The organism is Mesorhizobium sp. 2RAF21, assembly GCF_052115345.1.
GTDB lineage: Bacteria > Pseudomonadota > Alphaproteobacteria > Rhizobiales > Rhizobiaceae > Mesorhizobium > Mesorhizobium terrae.
The window spans coordinates 71,933-93,850 of sequence record NZ_JBFRGM010000006.1; the positions used below are offsets into that span (position 1 = coordinate 71,933).

General features: G+C 63.5%; 25 protein-coding genes. 10 read left to right on the top strand and 15 right to left on the bottom strand.

From position 1 onward, the window contains the following. The first annotated feature begins 26 nt into the window (after positions 1-26). Entirely contained in the window at positions 27-1,136 is a 1,110-nt protein-coding gene (locus tag AB4136_RS11355; RefSeq protein WP_024924294.1) for a Gfo/Idh/MocA family protein, read from the top strand. Positions 1,137-1,196: 60 nt separating this feature from the next. Here the strand turns inward: AB4136_RS11355 and AB4136_RS11360 are convergent, their stop codons facing one another. From AB4136_RS11360 to hslV, 10 genes are all read right to left on the bottom strand, one after another. Then, the gene (locus AB4136_RS11360) at positions 1,197-2,288 is read right to left on the bottom strand and encodes a 3-deoxy-7-phosphoheptulonate synthase (RefSeq protein WP_024924293.1); all 1,092 of its coding nucleotides are present in this window, start codon (positions 2,286-2,288) and stop codon (positions 1,197-1,199) included. Between the two features lie 319 nt (positions 2,289-2,607). Further along, positions 2,608-3,438 (bottom strand): TIM barrel protein, encoded by an 831-nt coding sequence (locus AB4136_RS11365; protein WP_024924292.1) that lies wholly within the window; start codon positions 3,436-3,438, stop codon positions 2,608-2,610. 10 nt (positions 3,439-3,448) lie between these two features. Then, entirely contained in the window at positions 3,449-4,447 is a 999-nt protein-coding gene (gene iolG / locus AB4136_RS11370; RefSeq protein ID WP_024924291.1) for an inositol 2-dehydrogenase, read from the bottom strand. A gap of 168 nt (positions 4,448-4,615) precedes the next feature. Beyond that, a complete protein-coding gene (locus AB4136_RS11375; protein WP_024924290.1) occupies positions 4,616-5,527 on the bottom strand; it encodes an arginase family protein in 912 nt (303 codons plus the stop codon). Between the two features lie 132 nt (positions 5,528-5,659). Further along, complete coding sequence (locus AB4136_RS11380; protein ID WP_024924289.1) at positions 5,660-6,622, bottom strand: DUF1402 family protein; 963 nt, start codon at positions 6,620-6,622, stop codon at positions 5,660-5,662. 227 nt (positions 6,623-6,849) lie between these two features. After that, the gene (gene hslU / locus AB4136_RS11385; protein WP_024924288.1) at positions 6,850-8,157 is read right to left on the bottom strand and encodes an ATP-dependent protease ATPase subunit HslU; all 1,308 of its coding nucleotides are present in this window, start codon (positions 8,155-8,157) and stop codon (positions 6,850-6,852) included. 13 nt (positions 8,158-8,170) lie between these two features. After that, positions 8,171-9,325 (bottom strand): hypothetical protein, encoded by a 1,155-nt coding sequence (locus AB4136_RS11390; RefSeq protein ID WP_024924287.1) that lies wholly within the window; start codon positions 9,323-9,325, stop codon positions 8,171-8,173. Positions 9,326-9,341: 16 nt separating this feature from the next. Then, positions 9,342-9,941: a DUF2585 domain-containing protein gene (locus tag AB4136_RS11395; RefSeq protein WP_024924286.1), complete on the bottom strand. Its 600-nt coding sequence runs from the start codon at positions 9,939-9,941 to the stop codon at positions 9,342-9,344. Further along, positions 9,938-10,468: a GNAT family N-acetyltransferase gene (locus AB4136_RS11400; RefSeq protein ID WP_024924285.1), complete on the bottom strand. Its 531-nt coding sequence runs from the start codon at positions 10,466-10,468 to the stop codon at positions 9,938-9,940. Before AB4136_RS11400 ends, AB4136_RS11395 begins: the two co-directional genes overlap by 4 nt. 15 nt (positions 10,469-10,483) lie before the next feature. Next, positions 10,484-11,035, bottom strand: a complete 552-nt coding sequence (hslV, locus tag AB4136_RS11405) for an ATP-dependent protease subunit HslV (RefSeq protein WP_024924284.1) — start codon at positions 11,033-11,035, stop codon at positions 10,484-10,486. 203 nt (positions 11,036-11,238) lie between these two features. On the opposite strand from hslV, the gene hisB reads away from it, so the two are divergent. The 9 genes from hisB to coaA are packed head-to-tail and all read left to right on the top strand — an operon-like array spanning position 11,239 to position 16,972. After that, a complete protein-coding gene (gene hisB / locus AB4136_RS11410; RefSeq protein WP_024924283.1) occupies positions 11,239-11,838 on the top strand; it encodes an imidazoleglycerol-phosphate dehydratase HisB in 600 nt (199 codons plus the stop codon). Positions 11,839-11,840: 2 nt separating this feature from the next. After that, the gene (locus AB4136_RS11415; protein WP_024924282.1) at positions 11,841-12,329 is read left to right on the top strand and encodes a DUF2628 domain-containing protein; all 489 of its coding nucleotides are present in this window, start codon (positions 11,841-11,843) and stop codon (positions 12,327-12,329) included. 1 nt (position 12,330) lies between these two features. Then, entirely contained in the window at positions 12,331-12,981 is a 651-nt protein-coding gene (gene hisH / locus AB4136_RS11420) for an imidazole glycerol phosphate synthase subunit HisH (protein WP_024924281.1), read from the top strand. Positions 12,982-12,991: 10 nt separating this feature from the next. Next, entirely contained in the window at positions 12,992-13,282 is a 291-nt protein-coding gene (locus AB4136_RS11425) for a DUF1330 domain-containing protein (protein WP_024924280.1), read from the top strand. Further along, entirely contained in the window at positions 13,283-14,029 is a 747-nt protein-coding gene (gene hisA, locus AB4136_RS11430) for a 1-(5-phosphoribosyl)-5-[(5-phosphoribosylamino)methylideneamino]imidazole-4-carboxamide isomerase (protein WP_024924279.1), read from the top strand. Then, complete coding sequence (locus tag AB4136_RS11435; RefSeq protein ID WP_024924278.1) at positions 14,026-14,862, top strand: arginase family protein; 837 nt, start codon at positions 14,026-14,028, stop codon at positions 14,860-14,862. The genes hisA and AB4136_RS11435 overlap by 4 nt, the downstream gene beginning before the upstream one ends. Next, entirely contained in the window at positions 14,859-15,653 is a 795-nt protein-coding gene (hisF, locus tag AB4136_RS11440; protein WP_024924277.1) for an imidazole glycerol phosphate synthase subunit HisF, read from the top strand. Before AB4136_RS11435 ends, hisF begins: the two co-directional genes overlap by 4 nt. A 9-nt stretch (positions 15,654-15,662) precedes the next feature. Further along, positions 15,663-15,989: a phosphoribosyl-ATP diphosphatase gene (locus AB4136_RS11445; RefSeq protein ID WP_024924276.1), complete on the top strand. Its 327-nt coding sequence runs from the start codon at positions 15,663-15,665 to the stop codon at positions 15,987-15,989. 23 nt (positions 15,990-16,012) lie between these two features. Further along, complete coding sequence (gene coaA / locus AB4136_RS11450) at positions 16,013-16,972, top strand: type I pantothenate kinase (protein WP_036253378.1); 960 nt, start codon at positions 16,013-16,015, stop codon at positions 16,970-16,972. A 29-nt stretch (positions 16,973-17,001) separates the two neighbouring features. Here coaA and AB4136_RS11455 read toward each other — a convergent pair whose 3' ends face one another. From AB4136_RS11455 to AB4136_RS11475, 5 genes are all read right to left on the bottom strand, one after another. Then, a complete protein-coding gene (locus tag AB4136_RS11455) occupies positions 17,002-18,150 on the bottom strand; it encodes a glycosyltransferase family 87 protein (protein ID WP_024924274.1) in 1,149 nt (382 codons plus the stop codon). A gap of 84 nt (positions 18,151-18,234) precedes the next feature. Continuing rightward, positions 18,235-18,849: an alpha-ketoglutarate-dependent dioxygenase AlkB family protein gene (locus AB4136_RS11460; protein WP_024924273.1), complete on the bottom strand. Its 615-nt coding sequence runs from the start codon at positions 18,847-18,849 to the stop codon at positions 18,235-18,237. 110 nt (positions 18,850-18,959) lie between these two features. Then, a complete protein-coding gene (gene lysM / locus AB4136_RS11465; protein WP_024924272.1) occupies positions 18,960-19,430 on the bottom strand; it encodes a peptidoglycan-binding protein LysM in 471 nt (156 codons plus the stop codon). 84 nt (positions 19,431-19,514) lie between these two features. Beyond that, positions 19,515-19,952, bottom strand: coding sequence for an alternative ribosome rescue aminoacyl-tRNA hydrolase ArfB (gene arfB / locus AB4136_RS11470; protein WP_024924271.1), 438 nt, complete (start codon positions 19,950-19,952; stop codon positions 19,515-19,517). An 82-nt stretch (positions 19,953-20,034) separates the two neighbouring features. Beyond that, positions 20,035-21,645, bottom strand: a complete 1,611-nt coding sequence (locus tag AB4136_RS11475) for a phosphoenolpyruvate carboxykinase (RefSeq protein WP_024924270.1) — start codon at positions 21,643-21,645, stop codon at positions 20,035-20,037. Positions 21,646-21,918 lie beyond the last annotated feature (273 nt).

A 21,918-nucleotide genomic window follows, 5' to 3' on the forward strand; every position in this document is an offset into this window, starting at 1 on the left:
ATCATCATCGTCTGGGAGGAAATCGCATGGTTGGCGTCGGTTTGATCGGAACCGGTTTCATGGGCAAGTGTCACGCCATGGCCTGGACATCCGTGCGCACCGTGTTTGGAGATGTCGGGCCGGTGCGGCTGGTCCATCTTGCCGAAACTAGCGCCGAGCTGGCGAAGCAGCGCGCCGACGAATTCAGTTTCGACAAGGGGTCGGGCGATTGGCGTGCGGTGATCGAGGACCCTTCTGTCGACGTCGTCTCCATCACAACGCCGAACCAGTTCCATCCCGAGATGGCAATCGCCGCACTCGAAGCCGGCAAGCATATCTGGTGCGAGAAGCCGATGGCGCCGGCTTTCGCTGAGGCCGAGGCGATGCTGGCGGCGGCCCGCCGCTCCGGCAAGGCAGCAGTGCTTGGCTACAACTACATCCAGAGCCCGGCGATCCGGCACATCGCGACGCTGCTGGGCGAAGGCGTCATCGGCAAGGTCAACCATCTGCGCGTCGAGATGGACGAAGACTTCATGGCCGACCCGGAAGCGCCGTTCAACTGGAAGCATGCGGCGACGTCCGGCTACGGCGCGCTCGACGACTTCGCCGTGCATCCGCTGTCGCTGGTCAAGGCGCTGTTCGGCCGCGTCGCCAGCGTCATGTGCGACATGTCTAGACCTTATGCCGACCGTGCCGTGGCCGATGGTGGCCGCCGCCCCGTCGAGACCCATGACATAGCGAGCGTGCTGATCCATCTCGACAACGGCGTCTCGGGCACGCTCCTGGTCAACCGTTCGGCCTGGGGGCGCAAGGGCCGTATCGCCGTGCAGATCTTTGGCTCGAAAGGTTCGATCCTGTTCGACCAGGAACGATTCAACGAATTCCAACTCTACGTCACCTCCGACCGGCCGACCGAGCAGGGCTACCGCACCATCCTGGCCGCGCCCGTGCACAAGCCCTATGACCGCTTCATTCCGGCGCCCGGCCATGGCCTGGGCTTCAACGATCTCAAGACGATCGAGTGTCGCGAACTGATCCGACGCATCGAGGGCAAGCCGGCCAACCTCATCGAATTCGACGAAGGGCTGGAGATCGAGCGCACCGTGCATGCCATGGCACGCTCGTTCGAGGAAAAGCGCTGGGTGAACGTGCGTTAGGGCCGTTCCCATTTGCGGGGAGTGGCAAAACCCGCTCCCCGCATGTGGTTGTCGCCACGGTTACGCCGCTCCCGGGCGCTTGGCGATCATCGCGCGCCGCGTCGCCCGGCGTTGTTCGACCGCCTCGGCCAGACCCTGCAGCACGGTCTCGGTGGTTGCCCAGTCGATGCAACCGTCGGTGATGCTCTGCCCGTAGACGAGCGGCTTGCCGGGCACCACGTCCTGGCGGCCAGCGACCAGATTGCTCTCGATCATGACGCCGATGATGCGTCCGTCGCCCGTCGCAACCTGGTTGGCCACATCGGCCGCGATCTTCGGCTGGTTTTCCGGCTTCTTGTTGCTGTTGGCATGGCTGACATCGATCATCAGCCGCGGCGCAACGCCGATGCGGCCAAGTTCCAGGCAGGCGGCCTCGACGCTCGCCGCGTCGTGGTTGGGGGTTTGCCCGCCGCGCAGGATGACATGGCAGTCCTCATTGCCGGTGGTCGCCGCGATCGCACTGCGCCCGCCTTTCGTCACCGCCATGAAATGGTGCGGCTGCGCAGCCGACTTCACCGCTTCGGCGGCGATGCGCAGATTGCCGTCGGTGCCGTTCTTGAAGCCGACCGGGCAGGACAGACCGGATGCCAGTTCGCGATGGATCTGGCTCTCGGTGGTGCGCGCGCCGATCGCGCCCCAGGAGACGAGGTCGGCGATGTATTGCGGCGTCGTCATGTCGAGGAACTCGGTCGCCGCCGGCAGGCCGAGATTGTTGACCGCGGCCAGTACGTTGCGCGCCAACCTCAGCCCCTTGTCGATGTTGAAGGAACCGTCGAGGTCGGGATCGTTGATCAGGCCCTTCCAGCCGACCGTGGTGCGCGGTTTTTCGAAATAGACACGCATGACGATCTCGAGCCGGTCCGACAGACTGTCGCGCAGCGCCGCCAGACGGCTGGCATAGTCCACCGCGGCCGCGGGGTCGTGGATCGAACAGGGGCCGACCACGACGACCAGTCGGTCGTCGGCACCGGTGAGGGCGGCATGGATGGCGTTACGCGCCGCCGTGACGGTTCGTGTCGCCGTCAGCGTGCGCGGTATCTCCTGCATCACCTGGTCAGGCGTGCTCAGTTCCTTGAGTTCCTTGACCCGAAGGTCGTCTGTGGTGGTCAACACGGCATTCTGCTCCTGGTTGGGGACCTGCCGGCTGAAACAAAAAAGCCGCCAGGTCTGGCGGCTGTTCGGATGTTGATGCTGCAATCTTCAGATCGAGCGCAATCCTCCCGCCGCCAGCGAGCTGCAGTAGCTAAAGTACCAAAACGAGGCGGACAGGTGGATCATGCCGCGCTTTATAGTGAAAGTAGGGGCGCATGTCACGCCCCATAATCGGCTCCAAAAATCGGCCCCAAAAATCGGCAAGCCGTCGCCGACGGTATTTCCAGGTGCGCGGGCAAGCGGGCGTTAAATCCCATCCAGCTATTCAGACGATCGCTTCTCACACCCGCGTGGCGATGAATGCCATGCTGGCGGCGAGTGCCGGCTCCGGATCGGCCAGTGCGTGCACTTCGGCGGCGAAAGGCTCGTAGGAGAACGCGCCGTCATACCCAGCATCAAGCAGCGCCCTTATCTGGCCGACATTGCCGAGCCGGTCGCGGTCGTCGACCAGGATGCGGTGTCCGTCCTGCATCTGCTCGACTTTGAGCGTTGGATCGACGACGCCGGAGATATGGGCGATGCCGGTATAGGCGGGGAAGAACTCGCTTTCGCCGGCAAGGTGATGGTGGAAGGTATCGTGCACAAGTTTGTAGCGCTCGCTGCCGCCGACCGCCTCGATGGCGGCGATGGCGTCGGCCTTGTGGCGCAGCGACGAGGTGACGAAACCCAGCGGCTCAATGAACGCGATCATATTCGCCCGGTCCAGCATCGGCAGGATTTCGCCGAGCGAGCTGCGCAGCGCGTCGTCGCGCTCGCCTTCGGCATAGCGCGGGGCATCGTTGCGCGGGATGAGGCTGATCGATTCCGCGCCGGCTTCGACAGCCTGATCGATCAGCAACTGCACTTTCGCGCGCATCGCCTCGGACCACGCGTTGAACCCATATGCTTCCGACAGACCGAGAAGGCGCAGGCCCCTGGACCGGGCATAGTCACCCACCGTCGCCGGCGCGTCGCCGTCGAAGAAGGCGGCATCGGTCAGCTTTTTGTCCGCCAGGTCGTTGCGCAGTTCAACGCCGACAGCACCGAGGGAGGCTGCGAGATCGAGAAACCGCCGGCAGTCGATCCGAGGCGCTGCCATATGGTTCAACGCGAATTTCAACTGCGTGGCCATGGCGTCGTCCTCAATCGAGCTTGACCTGGACCGCCTTGCCGGTTTTCGCGGATTTGAGCGCCGCATCGGCCAGCCTCAGCGCGGCGAGGCCGTCGGTGCCGGACGGCGAAGCCTTGGCGCCCTTGGTGACGGTGGCGATGAAGGCGGCGATCTCGTTGGCGTAGGCGTCGATGTAGCGGGTCATGAAGAAGTCGTGCAGCGGCGGCCGCGTATAACCCTTCTCGCTGGCCACTTCGATCGACACGGGCCGCTGGTTCTCGGCGGCCACCATGCCCTTCGAGCCGTGCACTTCGATGCGCTGGTCGTAGCCATAGGTGGCACGGCGCGAATTGGAGATGATCGCCTGCCTGCCGGACGCCGTTTCCAGGATGACGCTGACGGAATCGAAGTCTCCGGCCTCGCCGATCTTCTTGTCGACCAGCACGGAAGCGTGCGCCGACACCGCCACTGGCTCCTCGCCGAGCAGGAAGCGCGCCATGTCGAAGTCGTGGATGGTCATGTCGCGGAAGATGCCGCCCGAGCGCTTGATGTAGTCGACCGGCGGCGCACCGGGGTCGCGCGAGGTGATCACCACCTGCTCGACCTTGCCGATGGCGCCGTCGTCGATCGCCTTGCGCACGGCGGCGAAGTGCGGATCGAAGCGGCGGTTGAAGCCGACCATCAGCACGGCCTTGGTCTTGTCGACCACGGCCAGGCACTTCTCGACGCGCTTGGCGTCGAGGTCGACAGGCTTCTCGCAAAAGATCGCCTTGCCGGCTTTGGCGAAACGCTCGATCAGATCGGCATGGGTATCGGTCGGCGTGCAGATGATGACGGCGTCGATGTCGGCGGCCTTCTCGATCGCCTCGATGGAGCGGACTTCCGCGCCATAGGCGGCGGAGATTTCCTTCGCGGCCTTCTCGAAGGCGTCGGCCACCGCCACCAGCTTTGCCTGCGGGTTCGCGGCCACCGCCCGTGCATGCACCTTGCCGATGCGGCCGGCGCCAAGAAGACCAAAACGCACTGTCATGACAACCTCGTCGGTAGGTGCGCCGGAGGTCGTATGCGGCCGCACCAGTTTCGGAACGAAAGAACCAGAAAAGAGAAGTATGAAATATTTATTCCATATTTCGCGACGCAGTCAAGCGGTGTCGCGCGGACGGATGTCAGTGGGCGCGTCACGCGCCAACATACCCGTTCAAGTCTGCCTGACGATACGGCCGATCGCATTCACGACAAGACGCGCGGCGGTGAGCGCCGTGATGCCGTCGACATCGGCGGGCGTGTAGAACTCGACAAGGTCGAAGCCGGCAAGGCGTCCGCGCTGGCTCACCCCCTCGATCAGCCCGATCGCCTGTTGGTAGGTCAGCCCGCCCGGTGCACGGCCGGCGACGCCCGGTGTCACGCTGGGATCGAGCCCATCGCAGTCGAGGGTCACGACCACGCTGGCACCTGCCGGTATGTGCTTGAGGGCGGCTTCTATGCCTTCGGCATGGATCTCCCTGGCCGTGACGAGGTAGGCGCCCCAGCGCCTGGCGGTCTCGACCTCGCGCGGCCTGGCGCTGCCGACGCCCCGGATGCCCGCCTGCACGATGCCGGCGACATGCGGCATCTCGCTCGCCCGGCGCATCGTGCTGGAATAACCTAGGGGTTCGCCAAAACGCTCGTCGCGCCAGTCGATATGGGCGTCGATCTGCAGGATCCAGATCGGGCCATGATCAGCGAAGCCGGCGAAGAAGGGGATGGGCACTGAATCATCGCCCCCGATCATCAGCGGCGTGGCGCCGCTAGCCAGGATGGCGCGCGTCTTGTCTTCGATCAGCTTGCGGTTGCCAGCATTGTCGGCGACGGATGTTGGCAGGTCGCCCGTATCGACGCAGCAGGGTTCATGGCCCGCGAAGAGGGGGCCGCCGAAGTCGAAGTCAAAGCTGTCGAGGAATTGCACGTCGCCCTGGCTGGCGGCACGGATAGCGGCCGCCGCGCCAGCGAAACCCGAAGGGTCGGCGCCGGGATAGGTGCTGCCATGCGGCGCGCCGAACAGCACCATGCGCGGCTGTGCGCCGTCGGGCAGATGCGCGGGAAAATCAAGAAAACCAGGATGCGGAGGCATGACAGGGAGCTTTGTCGCAGAACCCGTTCGGCCGCACAAGCACCGGTCGCGCCAGTGCCCGATCGAAGTGGGCAAGCCAATCAGCGCGATACGAGCCGCCCCGCACCGATGTCGGCGCGGATGCAGTTGAGCTTAGAACAACGCCTTGAGTTCGGCGAGCTTGTCGTTGACCAGCCAGCCGTAGTAATTTTCTTCCGGCAGCTTTTCCGGCTCGCCGGCGGCGCGGCGGCGCTCGTTCTCGACCTTCAGCGCATGAGCACGGGCTTCCGGATTGCCGACATTGTAGAGCGTGGCGGTCACCCCGGGATTCTGCGAAATGTCGAAGCCGGCGATGTTTTTGTAGGCCTGGATCGAGGTCTTCACGATCGCGGCGACGTAAGGCAGCGTCAGGTCCGGGTCCATGATCGTCTTGTAGATCTGGTTCGGGTCGCTGACGTCGAGTTTGGGCAGGCCCGACACCTTGTTGACCATGTCGCTCATCTCAAGCGCGGTCAGCGGGTTGAGTTGGCCGAGGCCAAAGGTCTGGCCGGCATAATAGGGCTGGAAGAAAGTGGCGCCGAAACGGTCGTCGGGGAAACTGGTGCCGCCCACGGTCTTGCCGCGGAAGGCGCTGTTCCATACCCCTTCCCGGCATTCCCACAGCGCGTTGGAACCGCTTTCGCTGGCGCATTTGGCGAATTCCGGCCGCTTGATGAAGTCCGAAATATCCTCGCCCTGATAGGCAAAGGTCAGCCTGCTGGACAGATACGACATCGCCTTGACGTAGTAGGTCTGCAGCCGGTCGTAGGCGCCGACATTGTAGGTGTGCTCGCCCACCAGCGCGCCGACCATGTGCATCGGGTCGATACCGTAGACAGCGGCGACCTTCTTGATCTTGCCGCGCAGCTCGGTGTCGTTCTGCAGCAGGGCGTAGACCTTGCGGTATTTGGCGTCGAAGGACGTGTTGGTCGCCTTGGTGCGCTTGGCCGAGGAGCCTGGGATCGGCGGCTGCTCGGCATTGCGGTTGCCGGCCGGCACCAATGTGGCGGCCGCACCACTTGCCACCGCTGCTACGGTCACTGCCGAAGCGAGGAAAAGAGAGATCAGTTTTTTCATCAGCCGCTGCCCGAAATCAGTCGCCGCGCCATCCAGTCGTGAACCTCCCGGGCCATGCCGGGCGCGGGGTTCAATCTGCTCTAGGAAAAGCCGGATGACGAGTCGAGCCTTTCGTGACCCCTTGCGGCGAAAGGTACCGCCCTGCTTCCATTTGGCCACACTGGCCGCCACAAAAGGCAGCGGGCACCCGGTTGCCGGGTGCCCGCGATAACGCATGTCGATCGGGATCAGAGGATGAAGCGCGACAGGTCGGTGTTCTTCGACAGATCGCCGACATGCTTCTGCACATAGGCGGCGTCGATGGTCACCTTGGCGCCGTTGCGGTCCGGCGCTTCGTAGGAAATGTCGTCCAGCACGCGCTCCATCACCGTCTGCAACCGCCTTGCGCCGATGTTTTCCACCGTCGCGTTGAGATCTACGGCGATACCGGCCAATGAATCGATGGCGTCGTCGGTGAACTCCAGGTCGACGCCTTCCGTCTTCATCAGCGCGATATACTGCTTGATGAGGCTGGCTTCGGTCTCGGTCAGGATGCGGACGAAATCGGCCTTCTCCAGCGCTCTCAATTCGACGCGGATCGGCAGGCGGCCCTGCAGTTCCGGCAACAGGTCGGACGGCTTCGAGACATGGAATGCGCCTGACGCGATGAACAGGATGTGGTCCGTCTTCACCGGTCCGTATTTGGTCGCCACCGTGGTGCCTTCGACCAGCGGCAGAAGATCCCGCTGCACGCCTTCGCGCGAGGGGCCGCCGGAAATGTCGGAACGGGCTGCAATCTTGTCGATCTCGTCGAGGAAGACGATGCCGTCGTTCTCGGCCGCTTCCAGGGCGCGGCGCACCACCTCGTCCTGGTCGAGCAGCTTGTCGGACTCGTCCTGGATCAGGAGGTTGTAGGATTCCTTGACCGTGGTCTTGCGCGTCTTGGTGCGCTTGCCGCCCATGGCCTTCGACAACATGTCGTTGATGTTGAGCACGCCGACGCCACCCGGCATGCCGGGGATATCGAAGCCGGGCATGCCGCCGGTGCCGGTATCGGCCACCTCGACCTCGATCTCCTTGTCGTCGAGTTCGCCGTCGCGCAGCTTTTTCTTGAAGCTGTCGCGCGTGGCGGGCGACGCGGTCTTGCCGACCAGAGCCTCAAGCACGCGCTCCTCGGCGTTGACATGGGCACGCGCCTTCACGTCCTCGCGCATCTTCTCGCGGATCAGCCCGATGCCGACCTCGACCAGGTCGCGCACGATCTGCTCGACATCGCGGCCGACATAGCCGACCTCGGTGAACTTGGTTGCCTCGACCTTGACGAAGGGGGCGCCTGCGAGCTTGGCCAGACGGCGCGAGATCTCGGTCTTGCCGACACCGGTCGGGCCGATCATCAGGATGTTCTTCGGCATCACCTCTTCGCGCATCTGGCCTTCCAGCTGCTGGCGGCGCCAGCGGTTGCGCAGCGCGATCGCTACGGCGCGCTTGGCGTCTTTCTGGCCGATGATGAAACGATCGAGTTCGGAAACGATTTCGCGGGGGGAGAAATTGCTCATGAATATGACACGTCTACGCTTGTTTGATGGGAGGGAGCTTGTTGAGCACGGATGTGGGGAGGGTAGGGCTTACGATCAAGCGCCTGATATGCTGCCAGCCGGCACCGAAGGTGATGATCAGCGCGCCGACGACCAACAGGATCAGGGCAAAGGGCGGTATGCCCGTGCTGTTTGCCGTGGAATTGACGAGGTAGTAGATGCCGAGCGAGCCGAAATAGGCAAGCGTCGGCACCAGCAGCGAGCGCCTGTCGATGGCGAGCGCGACATAGACGAATGCGATGATGAGGATGGCCAGCATGATCGTGGCATTCGCATCGGGTTCGATGCGGCCCATCACGACATCCTGACCCGTGGCCATGATGAAGAGCGGGTGCACCAGCATCGGCGCCGACACGACATGCAGCCAGAACGCGCAATCGGACCAGATCTTGCGCCGCTCTCGGTCGAACACGTCCAGCGCGACCGCCGTGCCGAACACGATCAGGCCGCAGATCAGCGGCATGTAGAGCGCGGCCCGCATCAGTTGCGGCATGTCCTCCAGCCTTGGCGGGGCCACGGCTCCGGTGGTCACGCCGTCGTAAAGCAGCAGCGCGGTCTGCAGGAAAGCGAGCAGCGTCGCCGCGATCGCGAATACACCGGCCAGAATCGGCACCTTGAAGCGCCAGAAATAGACCGCGACCGCCGCCATGACGCCGCCGAGAAAGAGATAGCCGGCGCTGGAGGCCTGCTGGCGCAGAGCCAATAGCTGCCAGATCGATTCCGGTTTCTGGATCGGATAGCGCGCGAGGATTTCCAGCGCGAGCGCGGTGGTGAACGACACGACGAAAAACAGGCTGAGCACCGTCGACGACAGTTTCATGCGGTGCTGGCGCGTCACCACTTCGGCGAGCAGCCAGGAAAACGCCGCGATGAGCACCGCGACCGACAAGCGCTGGCCTGGAAGCAGGGTGTGGAGCACGAAATAGAAACCGGCCGTCAGCAAGACCGTGCCGACGGTGACGAAAAGATCGTTTCCGCCGCCGATCAGCCGCAGATTTTCTTCGTCGGACTCAGCGTCACCTTCGGTGGTGAACGGGTTGCCGCGCTCCAGCGCATAGAGCCGGTCACGCTGCTGTGCCGTGATCACCCCCTCGGTGACCGCGCTGTCGAGTGTTTCCGCGCTGATCACAACAGGCTTCCAGTCATCATGCTCCACCCTGCCAGGCCTTCACCGCCTCCAGCGGATAGACCAGCATCAGCACGTTGAGCGTCAGGTTGTCGCGGATCATGTAACCGGTGCCCAGCTCGAACAGAATGGCGATAGACACAACCAGCCAGACCGGCAGGAAGCGTGCCATCACAAAACCCACCACCATGGCGAGCGTATCCGACACCGAATTGACGATGGAATCGCCGTAATAGTCGAGCGAAATCGTGCCGGCGCGGTAGCGGTCGATGATGATCGGGCTGTTTTCCAGGATCTCCCAGCCGCCCTCGATCAGCAGCGCGAAGGCGAGCCTCGTCCAGATCGATGAACGCGGGAACAGGAACCTGGCCAGCGCATAGAACAGGAAGCCGTGGATGATGTGCGAGGGCGTGTACCAGTCGGTGATGTGCTGGGAGTTCTCCGAGCTCACCACCACGCCGTGCCAGAGCTTGACATAGCCGCAGGTGCAGATCGCGGGGTGACCCTGGAAATGCAACGTCAGCGCCTGGATGGCGATCAGTGCGGCAGCAATTGCCAGACCCGCCGGCCAGGCCAATCGCTGATGAAGCGGCGGCTCTCCGGCGCGCGATGCCGTCATTCGGCATCCATTTCTTCGGGATTGTCGAGCGCCATCAAAAGCGCTTCGCCGGTGGCGGTCTTGAAACGGCGGATCGTCCGGAAACCGACCTTCTCATAGACCCTGATTGCAACCGCATTGGCCGCGTCCGGGTCGAGAATGACGCGTGGCGCCCCTTCCTCGAACAGCATCTCCACGAATTCGCCGATCAGCCGAGTGCCGTGTCCCTTGCCGACGAGTTCAGGCTCGCCGATGAACTGATCGATGCCCAGCGTGCCCGTCGGCTGGTCCTGAAAGGGGTTCTCACCGTCGTCGAGATACGGGTCGTAGCTCTGGATGAAGCCGATAGGCCGCCCGTCGAGCTCGATGATGAAGGGTTCGACCGCGATGCTGTCGATGGTCTCGGCGATGCCCGTCAGCTCCGTCTCCTTGTCGCCCCACCACGCCGCGACATGCGGTTCGGCGAGCCAGCGGGCAAGGAGCGGCATGTCCTTGTCCGTCAGCGGGCGGAATTCGTAGCTGGGGGCCACATCGGATCGTGAACTCATCTGGGAGTTCACGATCTAGGCTGCGTCCAGCGTTTCGACGACGAAATTATGGTTGGTGTAGACGCAGATGTCGGCGGCGATCTGCATGGCCTTGCGGGCGATCTCCTCGGCGTCCTTGTCGGTGTCGATCAGCGCGCGCGCCGCGGCCAGTGCGTAATTGCCGCCCGAGCCGATCGCCATCACGCCCTGTTCCGGCTCCAGCACGTCGCCATTGCCGGTCAGCGCCAGCGAAACGTTCTTGTCGGCCACCAGCATCATCGCCTCCAGCCGGCGCAGATAGCGGTCGGTGCGCCAATCCTTGGCGAGCTCGACGCTGGCGCGCATCAGCTGGTCCGGATATTGCTCCAGCTTGGCTTCCAGTCGCTCCAAAAGCGTGAAAGCGTCGGCGGTGGCGCCAGCAAAGCCAGCGATCACATTGCCGCCCTTGCCGATGCGGCGCACCTTGCGTGCATTGCCCTTCATGATGGTCTGGCCGAGGCTCACCTGGCCGTCGCCGGCAATCACCACTTTGCCGCCCTTGCGCACGGTGATGATGGTGGTGGCGTGCATGGAAAGTTCATTCGACATCGATTGCTCCGATCCCGCGCGATCCCTTTCAAGGCGACTGGCGCGTCACGAGTTGAGTTGCGGCATATGTATGCAGCGGCATCCCGTTTGCAAACCCAGACCGGCACTCGACAGGCATATGTTCCGGCGGTTGGTTTTGGCAACTGGCAATCGCCGGATCATGCTGTTAGAACGCACTCGTTTTCCTGAAAAGAGGAAGAGATATGGCGCCCCGTTCAGCCGAAGTCAGCCGCAAGACCAAGGAAACCGACATCGCCGTGTCGGTCCATGTCGACGGGACCGGCAAGTCGGATATTTCGACGGGCGTCGGTTTTTTCGACCATATGCTCGACCAGCTGTCGCGCCACTCGCTGATCGACATGACGGTCAGGGCCAAGGGCGACCTGCATATCGACGACCACCACACGGTCGAGGACACCGGCATCGCCATCGGCCAGGCGCTGGCCAAGGCGCTCGGCGAGCGCCGGGGCATCATGCGTTATGCCTCGATCGACCTCGCCATGGACGAGACGCTCACCCGCGCCGCCATCGACGTTTCGGGGCGGCCGTTCTTGGTCTGGAACGTCGCCTTTTCGGCGCCGAAGATCGGCACATTCGATACCGAACTGGTGCGCGAGTTCTTCCAGGCGCTGTCGCAGCATGCCGGCATCACGCTGCATGTGACCAATCATTACGGCGCCAACAACCATCATATCGCGGAAACCTGCTTCAAGGCGGTGGCGCGTGCCCTGCGGGCGGCGCTGGAAAGCGATCCGCGCCAGCCTGACACGGTTCCTTCCACCAAGGGTTCGCTGAAGGGGTAGCCATGGCCAGCTATGTCGTTCTGGAGCCGCCTTCCGACGGCCTCGGCGCGAGGCCGGAAGGGGCGCGGCTGATCCGCGACGGGTTCTCCTGGTTCGCGTTCATCGTGCCGCCGCTATGGCTGTTGTGGCATCGGCTGTGGTTCGCCGCTGTCGCTGCCATCATTGTGCTCGGCGTGCTCTCGGCGCTTGGCGAAAGCCGAGGACTTGGCCTTACCGGCGCATTGCTGACATTGCTCGTCTCGCTTTATTTCGGACTGGAAGGCCAGGCGCTTCGGATCGCCGGGCTGCGTCGCGCCGGCTGGACGGAATGGGGCATCGTCGAGGCCGAAGACCTGACCGATGCCGAGACGCGTTATGCTTTCGGGCTCGGACGCGACGAGGGTATCGCAGCCGCCACCGAGCCGTTGCCGACGATCGTGCCGGCTGCCAATCCCGCCCGTACGGTGCAGACCGGCATGGCGCTTGGACTTTCTCATCCCGGACGACACTGACATGCGCGTTGCCATCATCGACTACGGCTCGGGCAATCTGCGCTCGGCCACCAAGGCCTTCGAGCGTGCCGCGCGCGAAGCCGGCATAACGGCTGAAATCGAGCTGACGGCCGATGCCGAACGCGTGCGCGGCGCCGACCGCATCGTGCTGCCCGGCGTCGGCGCCTATGCCGACTGCGCCGCCGGCCTGCATGCCGTCGACGGCATGTGGGAAGCCGTGCAGGAGGTCGCCATCGCCAGAGGCCGGCCCTTCCTCGGCATCTGCGTCGGCATGCAGTTGATGTCGGAGCGCGGGCTGGAAAAGACGGTGACGCCGGGCTTCGGCTGGATCGGCGGCGACGTCAAGGAAATCACGCCGTCGGACCCGTCCTTGAAGATCCCGCAAATCGGCTGGAACACCATCGAGCTGAAGCGCGAGCACCCGCTGTTTGCCGGCATACCAACCGGGCAGGACGGGCTGCATGCCTATTTCGTCCATTCCTACCATCTCGATGCCAGCAAAGCCGGCGAAGTGCTGGCAGTGGCCGACTATGGCGGGCCGGTGACGGCGGCGGTGACACGCGACAACATCGCCGGCACGCAGTTCCATCCCGAAAAGAGCCAGGCACTGGGTCTTGCACTCATCGCCAATTTCCTGCGCTGGAAGCCGTGAGGAGAGCGTCGTGACCAAGAAAGGCTACTGGATGGCGATGGTCGATGTTCGCGACCCGGATGTCTACAGGAAGTACATCGAGACCAATGGTATGGCCTTCGCCAAATATGGCGCGAAGTTCCTGGTTCGCGCCGGTCGCAACACCGACCCCGAAGGACCGACCGGCAACCGGCATGTGATCATTGAGTTCGAGACCTACGAGACGGCGCTGGCCTGCTACAATTCGCCGGAATACCAGGAAGCGCTGAAGCATCGGCTGGCCGGGTCGGTCGGCAAAGTCGTCATCGTCGAGGGCGTGTAAGTGATCCTTTTCCCAGCTATCGACCTCAAGGACGGCAAGTGCGTTCGCCTGAAGCTCGGCGATATGGACACCGCTACCGTCTACAATGAAGACCCCGCCGACCAGGCCCGCGCTTTCGAACACCAAGGCTTCGAGTGGCTGCACGTCGTCGACCTGAACGGCGCTTTCAAGGGCCAGAGCGTCAACAGCGCCGCTGTCGGCGCTATCCTCAAGGCAACGAAGAATCCGGTACAGCTTGGCGGCGGCATCCGCACCTTGCCGCAGATCGAGGACTGGCTGGACCGTGGACTGGCTCGCGTCATCCTCGGCACGGTCGCCGTCCGCGATCCCGAACTGGTCAAGGAAGCCTGCCGGGCGTTTCCGGGCAAGGTGGCCGTCGGCATCGACGCGAGGGGGGGCAAGGTGGCTGTGGAAGGCTGGGCGGAGGCCTCAAGCCTCGGCGTCGTCGAACTGGCAAAGAAGTTCGAGGGCGCCGGCGTGGCCGCAATCATCTACACCGACATCGACCGCGACGGCGTTTTGACCGGCATCAACTGGGGCTCGACCATCGATCTTGCCGAAGCGGTGTCGATCCCGGTTATCGCCTCGGGCGGCCTGGCGTCCATCGCCGACATCGTGCGCATGACGATGCCCGACGCCAGCAAGCTCGAAGGTGCCATTTCGGGCCGCGCGCTCTATGATGGCCGCATCGATCCTGCCGAGGCGCTGGCGATCCTCAAGGGCAAGACCAGGGAGGCCAACTGGTGAAGCTGACCATCGTTCTCGCCCCTTACGACAGCGGCCTCTACCATGTCGGCTTCGGTCAGGGCCCGGATGCGCTGATAGCCGGCGGTCTGGTCGAGGCGCTGACTTTGGCCGGTCACGATGTCGAGGTCGAGGATATCGACAAGGTCGGGCCGGAGCCGGGCCGCGAGATCGCCACCGGTTTTGCCGTCTGCAACACAGTGGCTGAAAAAGTTCGTAATGCGCGTGACGAGGGGCGCTTCCCGGTCGTGCTTACCGGAAACTGCCTGACGGCCTGTGGTGCCGTGGCCGGCGAAGACGCGGATTCCATCGTCTGGGCCGACCAGCATGGCGATCTCAACACGCCGGAAACCTCGATCTACGGTTTTCTCGACGGCATGGCGTTCTCGACCGCGCTCGGCCTCTGCTGGAAGCCGATGGCGGCGGCCGTTCCGGGGTTCAAGCCGATCGATCCGTCGCGTTCCGTGCTGATCAATGCGCGCGACCTCGACCCGGATGAAAAGGCGCTGCTTGAGACCCTGCCGGTCATCCGCACCGAATGCGGCGCGGCCGCCTCCGCAGCTGCCAAGCTGAAGGCGACTGGTGCTGCGCGCACGCATTTGCATATCGACCTCGACGTGCACGATCCGAACGAATTGCAGGTCAACCGCTATGCGACCGCCGGCGGGCCCAACCCCGTGCAGTTGCGCAGTGCCGCCTGCATCATGGCCAAGGAGATGTCGGTGGTGGGCATCACCATTTCGGCTTACGATCCGGCCTTCGACGCCAAGGCGGAAGCGCCGCCGCTGGTCGGCCAACTGCTCAACGATCTGCTGGCCACGATGGAAGGCAAATGACCCTCAAAGCCCGTGTCATTCCCTGCCTGGACGTCAAGGACGGCCGCGTCGTCAAGGGCGTGAATTTCGTCGATCTCATTGATGCCGGCGACCCGGTCGAGGCAGCCAAGGCCTATGACGCGGCCGGCGCCGACGAGCTTTGCTTCCTCGACATCACCGCATCTTCCGACAATCGCGAAACCATCTTCGACGTCATTGCTCGCACTGCCGAGCAATGTTTCATGCCGCTCACCGTTGGTGGCGGTGTGCGGCAGGTGGCCGATATCCGCAAGCTTTTGCTGGCCGGCGCCGACAAGGTGTCGATCAACACCGCCGCGGTGAAGAACCCGGCCTTTGTTGCCGAGGCCGCCGACAAGTTCGGCAATCAGTGCATCGTCGTTGCCATCGACGCCAAGAAGGTGTCGGCGCATGGCGAGACTGATCGCTGGGAAATCTTCACCCATGGTGGACGCGAGAAGACCGGCATCGACGCGGTCGAGTTCGCCGCCAAAATGGTCGATCTCGGCGCTGGCGAAATCCTTCTTACCTCGATGGATCGCGACGGCACCAAGGCCGGTTACGATATCGCGCTGACGCGCGCCGTGGCCGATGCCGTGCGCGCGCCGGTGATCGCTTCGGGTGGCGTCGGCAATCTCGATCACATGGTCGCCGGCATTCGCGACGGCCATGCCACGGCGGTGCTGGCCGCCTCGATCTTCCACTTCGGCACCTACACCATTGCCGAGGCCAAGCGGCACATGGCGGCGGCCGGCCTGGCGGTACGACTCGACTCGGACGCCAAAGGGTCCTAAACGGCGATTATGACTGGCTTTTCGCTGTCCGACCTTGAAGCGACCATCCGCGAACGCGCGCGATCCGGCGATCCGGATTCGTGGACGGCGAAGCTTTATGCGCGCGGCATGGACAAGGCGGCGCAGAAGCTCGGCGAGGAGGCGGTCGAAACGGTCATCGCCGCGATCAAGGGCGATCGTCAGGCCCTCGTTTCGGAAAGCGCCGATCTCCTCTATCATTGGCTGGTGGTGCTCGGCTTAGCGGACGTTCCGCTAAGCGAGGTGCTGGCGGAACTCGAACGCCGGACGGGGCGTTCAGGCGTTGCCGAGAAGGCCTCGCGGCAAGAGCGGGGCTGATGCTGGAGGGAGTGGGACACGCGATGGATCAGCTCGCGCCTACCGAAAAATATTCCCCCTACCTTTTCTTTTCGGCCGCCGATTGGGCGAAATTCCGCGCCGACACACCGATGACCCTGGGCGAGGACGAAATCCGCCGCCTGCGTTCGCTGAACGACCCGGTCGATCTGGAGGAGGTGACGCGCATCTATCTTTCGATGTCGCGCCTGCTTTCGGCGCATGTCGAATCCAGCCAGATGCTGTTTCGCCAGCGCCAAGCTTTCTTCAACAAGGAAAGCGTGGTCAAGACGCCCTACATTATTGGCATCGCCGGTTCGGTGGCGGTGGGCAAGTCGACCACGGCACGTGTGCTGAAGGAACTGCTTGCGCGCTGGCCGTCGAGCCCGAAAGTCGACCTGGTGACCACGGACGGCTTTCTGTTGCCCAACGAGGTGCTGCGCCGCGACCGGTTGATGGAACGCAAGGGTTTTCCCGACAGCTATGATGTCGGCGCCCTGCTGCGTTTCCTGTCCTCGATCAAGTCGGGCGAGCGCGACGTGCGCGCGCCGCTCTATTCGCATCTCACCTATGACGTTTTGCCGGGCGCGTATGTCACCATTGATCGGCCCGATATCCTGATCTTCGAAGGCATCAACGTGCTGCAACCCGGCAGGCTGCCGATGGACGGCAAGTTCGTGCCGTTCCTGTCGGATTTCTTCGATTTCTCAATCTATATCGATGCCGACGAGGCGCTGATCCATGAATGGTACATCGCCCGTTTCATGCGATTGCGCGAAACCGCGTTCCGCAATCCGGAATCCTTCTTCCACCGCTATTCGCAACTGTCCGAGCCGGCGGCGCGCGCGATCGCGGAAGGGCTGTGGGCCAACATCAACCTGAAGAACCTGCGCGAGAACATCCTGCCGACGCGCCCCCGCGCCGACCTCATCCTGCGCAAGGGCGCCAACCATCTGGTCGAAGAAGTGGCGCTGCGGAAGTTGTGATCCTGGTCGCCGGCTCGCCGGACTTCGCATCAAGCCAGGAAAAGAAGCGGGAGAACCAGCAGCGAGGAGATCGGCAGGCCGGCTATGTTGAGAACAAGCACGAGCTGCGGCAACATCCATGCAAGGATGATCGGCAGTTCCGCTCTTAGCGGCCCGCTGGCGATCACCCACGGCCGCCGCGCCACGATGAGCGCGCCGCTCAACAATAGGGCCAGATCGTAGTTGTGGATGTAGGGGGTGATCAGAACCGTCGCCAGCAACAGGAGTGCGGCGCGGCGTTCCGGGTCGTGGACACGCCAGATGCGCCACGCGAAAACGAGGCCGACACCGCAGGCGAAGGCGGCGTGGATCGCCAGGGCGAGGACGGAGTTTCCGGTCACGATGCGCAAGCCCATGAATATGGAGGGGATCATGGCCATGAACGGCCCGCTGCCGTTCCGTTCGAGATCGCTCAAGACCGGCAAGGTGTCGCCGAGATAGTCGCGCCATGGCCCCGTGCCGAACATGAGTACCGAAAAGCCCGCGAACAGGACCGTTCCCAGCGCCGTCCAAAGGATCATCCGCCAGCGTCGTTCGACGGCCCACAGCAGGGGGAGCAGGAAACCGCCCTGCGGTTTGATCGTCAGGATTGTGGCGGCCGCCGAAGGAACGGCATCGCGCTTGGTTCGCGCCGACAGCGCCAGCAAGACGAGCCCTGCGACGGCGCTGCCGCTCTGGCCATAATAGAGGTTCACGACCGTGGCCGGCGATGTGAGCAGAACCGCGGTTTCGAGGCGATCGAAGCCGAACCGCCGCGCGCCGACGAACAGCAATATCAGGCCGAACACGGACCAGACGGCAAGGGCCGGGTAGTAGCCGATCAGGCCGAACGGCCAGATCAGAAGCAGGGAATGTGGGGGATAGGCCCACAGACGCAGTCCCAGATCGGCGCCGCCAACGAACGTGGCCTGATAAGCCTTGAAGCCGCTGACGGCGTAGATCTCGTTCGCGTGTCCGGACAGCACCATGCGGGCTGCCGCCCACAGATTGATGAAATCGCCGCCGACGGGCGTGCCGTCGGCATAGAGCAGTCCGCTGATGCCGGTGAGGCTGCTGTATTTGTAGATACAAGCGCCGATGAGATGAGCCACACCCAATATGAGGAGGGCCAGTTTGAGGTTGCGCCCAGTCTTGCCCATGCCCACCACAGCAACGAATCGACCGCCGCAGCATCCTCGAACTGGGTTGAGCCTGTCCAGAGAGAACTGGCGCTGACATCTCGGCTACGGCACTGTCACCCGCCTCAGCGTCAGATTGATCCTGCCGCCATTCTTCAACAGCGCCGAAGTCATGGGATAAATCCTGTCGACGCCGTGGAAGGCCAGGCGGCCTTCGCCGCCAAGCACCACGACGTCGCCGGACTTAAGCCTGAATGAAACGGTCTTGCCGTCGCGCTTGGGTTGGCCGACGCGAAACAGGCAATCGTCGCCGAGCGAGATCGAGACGACGGGCGCGTCGAATTCCTGTTCGTCGCGGTCTTGGTGCAGGCCCATCTTGGCATCCGCCGTGTAGAAATTGACGAGACAGGCCTCCGGCGGGTGCGGATAGCCCGAAACCTCGCGCCACAAGGCAAGCAGGCTTTCCGGGATCGGTGGCCAGGGCATTCCTGTCACCGGATGCGTCGCTTGATAACGATAGCCGCGCTCCTTGTCGGTGACCCAGCCGAGTGTTCCGCAATTGGTCATGCGCACGCTCATCTCCTTGCCGGTGCGCGGCATCGCCGGCACGTAGAGCGGCGCTTCCTGCACCACGGTGCGCACCGCCTCGACCAGTGCCTCCTGGGCGGGTCGCGGCAGGAAGCCGGGCATATGGCGGACGCCTTTGGGCAGGACGAGCATGGTCGGGCTCCGGTTGCTGGTAGCGCTCATAGAATAGCAATGCGTCCGGAAACGAAAAACGGCGACCCGAAAGCCGCCGTCTCGTCGATGATCGCCGAGCGATCCCCTGATCAGGAAAGTTCGGGAATACGCAGAACCTGGCCGGGATAGATCTTGTCGGGATGGGTCAGCATCGGCTTGTTGGCCTCGAAGATCAGCGGGTTCTTGGCGCCATTGCCCTTGCCATATTGCGCCTCGGCGATCTTCCAGAGGTTGTCGCCCTTCTTGACCGTATAGAAGACGGGCGCCTTGGCGGGTGCGGCGCTGGCGGCGTCGGTGCCGACCTTCAACTCGTCGGCCTGCACCTTCGACACACCCAGCGTGTTGCCAACCGCGATCACCGCCTTTTCGAAGATCGACTGGTCCTTGACCTCGCCCTTCAGTACGGCGGTGTCGCCCTTGACCTCGATCTGGACGCCGTCGGTGCCGAGCTTGTGTGAATCCAGCTCCTTTTTCAGGGCGTCGGCTTCAGGCGCTGCTTCCTCGTCGCCGCCGATGCCAAGCTTCTTGCCGACGCCTTTGACGAAATCGAAAATTCCCATTGAGGCCTCTCCTTGCCTGTTTGCGGGAGTGCCAACCTCGCATCCGAAGACGACGATGTGAAGTCACGTTGCGGAACGTGCCTGTTACTCGTCGCCAACCCGGCCGCGCAGCTTCTTGACGGTCGCGCGTCCCGCCTTGCTTTTCAGCCGCCGCTCGATCGCGCCCTTGCTCGGCTTCGTCTTCTTGCGCGGTGGTGGTGGCGGTTCGGCGGCCTTGGCCACCAGTGCCGTCAGCCGGGTCCTAGCGTCGGCGCGGTTCTGTTCCTGCGTGCGGAAACGGCCGGCCTCGATGACGATGACGCCATCCTTGGTCGCGCGCTGGCCAGCCATCCGGATCACCCTGTCGCGCACGCGCTCGGAAAGGCCAGTGGCGCCTGCTGCGTCGAAGCGCAGCTGCACGGCGGTGGCCACCTTGTTGACGTTCTGCCCACCGGGACCCGAGGAGCGGATAAAGCTCTCCTCGAGGTCGTCCGGATGGATGACCGCCTCGCGGCTGATGGTGATTGTATCTTCGTTGCCCATTGACCAGTGATGGCGCGGCGGCGCCAAAAAGAAAAGGCCCGATCGCAATCGGGCCCTGGAGGAGAAATGCGTCGGAATGCTGTTATTCGGCAGCTACCTGAACGCGTGGCGCAGCACCACGCACCGATGCATCGACATGGTCCTCGAACTTGCCGAAATTGTCGATGAACATGCCAACCAGCTTGGCGGCCTGACGGTCATAGGCGGGCTTGTCGGCCCACGTCGAGCGCGGATCGAGGATGGCGCCGTCGACGCCGTCCACGGTCACAGGAACCTCGAAGCCGAAATTCGGGTCGGTGCGGAAGCTGGCCATGTTCAGCGAGCCGTTGAGGGCGGCGGCCAGAAGCGCGCGCGTCGCCTTGATCGGCATGCGGCGACCGGTGCCATAGGCGCCGCCGGTCCAGCCGGTGTTGACGAGCCAGCAGGTGACGCCGTGCCGGGCGATCAGCTCGCGCAGCAGATTGCCGTATTCCGAAGGATGGCGCGGCATGAAGGGTGCGCCGAAGCAGGTCGAGAAGGTCGCTTCCGGCTCGGTCACGCCCTTTTCGGTGCCGGCCACCTTCGCGGTATAGCCGGACAGGAAATGATACATCGCCTGCGCCGGCGTCAGCCGGGCGATCGGCGGCATCACGCCGAAGGCGTCGGCCGTCAGCATGATGATGTTCTTGGGGTGGCTTGCGCGGCCGCTGGCGCTGGCATTGGGAATGAAGTTCAGCGGATAGGCGCAACGCGTGTTCTCGGTGAGCCGCCCGTCGTCGAAATCCGGCACGCGGTTGTCGTCGAGGATCACGTTCTCCAGCACCGTGCCGAAGCGGCGCGTGGTGGCGAAGATTTCAGGCTCCGCTTCGGCCGAGAGCTTGATGGTCTTGGCATAGCAGCCGCCCTCGAAATTGAAGATGCCGTGCGGGCCCCAGCCATGTTCGTCGTCACCGATCAGCGTGCGCGCCGGATCGGCCGACAGCGTGGTCTTGCCGGTTCCGGAGAGACCGAAGAACACGGCGGCGTCGCCGTCGGGCCCTTCATTAGCGGAGCAGTGCATCGGCATCACGCTTTGCTCGGGCAGCAGGTAGTTGAGGGCGGTGAACACCGACTTCTTCATCTCTCCGGCATAGGAGGTGCCACCGATCAGCACGATCATGCGCGTCAGGTCGAGCGCGATCACCGTCTCGGTACGGGTGCCATGGCGGGCTGGGTCGGCGCGGAAGGATGGCAGATCGATGATCGTCATCTTCGGCAGGAAGCGGGCAAGCGCTTCCATTTCCGGACGGATCAGAAGATTGCGGATGAACAGCGAGTGCCAGGCGAACTCGGTCACCACGCGGGTCGGCAGGCAAAGCTCGGCGTCGGCGCCGCCGACCAGGTCCTGCACGTAGAGATCCTTGTCGGCCGCATGCGCCAGGAAGTCAGCGAAGAGCGTCTCGAACTGTGCCGGCGTGATCGCCTTGTTGTTGCCCCACCAGACGCTGTCTTCGGTCTTGGCGTCGCGAACCACGAACTTGTCCTTGGGCGAACGACCGGTGTGTTGGCCGGTCTCGGCCAACAGTGCGCCATGCGCGGTCAGCTTCGCCTCGCCGCGGCGCAGCGCTTCCTCATAGAGCTCGGCGGCACCGAAATTGTACCGCACCATGCCCGTCGTTTTCAGGCCGATGGTGTCGAGCCCGCATGCGGGATTACGCTTGCCGCGTTCCGACATCGATAATTCTCCCTGTTGAATGCCGCCTTGGATGGCTGTCCGCCGAAAGGATGAGTAAAGCCCTGGAAAAAGGCCAAAATCAGAAAAAGCAAACGATATCAAATCATTAATCGATTTAAAAAATTTGAAAGTTGTTTAAATCGTTTAAATATGAAAAAAGCCGGGGTCACGCCCAAAGCATTACGGCGCGGTGTCGTCCTATCGCGGCGAGAGCACGGCGAAGGGCGCGATTGTGGACATAGGCGCCCAGCCGATGTAGGAGGGCTGGCGGCG